This is a genomic window from Alloyangia mangrovi (genome assembly GCF_002300555.2).
GTDB lineage: Bacteria > Pseudomonadota > Alphaproteobacteria > Rhodobacterales > Rhodobacteraceae > Salipiger > Salipiger mangrovi.
In genome coordinates, this window is record NZ_NTHN02000143.1 from 1 (window position 1) to 895 (window position 895).

General features: G+C 67.3%; 2 protein-coding genes. Both read right to left on the bottom strand.

The window, feature by feature from the left end; genetic code table 11:
• The coding region (locus CLG85_RS27130) for a dihydrodipicolinate synthase family protein (protein ID WP_260350396.1) at nt 1–253 on the bottom strand (253 nt) is incomplete at its 3' end.
• A gap of 79 nt (nt 254–332) precedes the next feature.
• Nucleotides 333–895: aldehyde dehydrogenase family protein (locus tag CLG85_RS27135; RefSeq protein ID WP_512699388.1), on the bottom strand; the 563-nt coding region annotated here is incomplete at its 5' end.

Genomic DNA, 895 nt, shown 5'->3' on the forward strand with positions numbered 1-895 from the left:
AGCCCGAGACGATCGCGGTCTTGCCGGCGCTTTCCTTGGCGGCCTTGACGATGGCGGGGATCTCCTCCGGGGTCAGCGAAAAGAACTCGCCGGTGCCGCCCGCGGCGAAGAGCACCGGCGCGTCGAAGCCCGACAGCCACTCGACGTGCTTCTGGTAGGGGTCGGCGGCAAACTTGTTGTCGGCATCAAACGGCGTGACGGGGAACGACAGCAGGCCGGAGCCGAGCGCTTGCTTGATCTGTTGCGGGTCCATTCATAATTCCTTTCAATGGGATGCAAGGATGTATGCGCATGGCTGTGGCCATGCGCTTCAGGGAGTTGCCTTGCCGGGGTCAGCGCAGATCGCCGGGCAGCAGCGCGTCGGGCAGGTTCTGGTAGCTGACCGGGCGCAGGAACCGGCGGATCGAGAGGGTGCCGACCGAGGTGGCGCCGAAGTTGGTCGAGGCCGGGTAAGGCCCGCCGTGCACCATCGCGTCGCAGACCTCGACGCCGGTCGGGAAGCCGTTGACCAGCACCCGGCCGGCCTTGCGCTCGAGCACCGGCATCAGCCGCTGCGCGAGGGCCGTGTCGGCTTCGTCCATGTGGATCGTCGCGGTCAGCTGGCCCTCGAAGCCGCGGGCGAGCTGTTCCATCTCGTCCGGACCCGAGACCCGCACCACCAGCCCGAGCGGGCCGAAGACCTCCTCGCCAAGCGCATGATCTTGCAGGTAATTCGCCGCGTCCGTCTCGAAGAGATTGGGCAGCGCGCTGCGGCCCTCGCTGGCGGTGGTCAGCACCGGTTTCACGGCATTGCGGCCGTCAAAGCGCGATTTACCGTCCCTATACGCTTTCGCGATACCCTCGGTGAGCATGCATTGGGCGGACGCGCCCTTCAGCGCCTCGGCGGCGGCGGCGA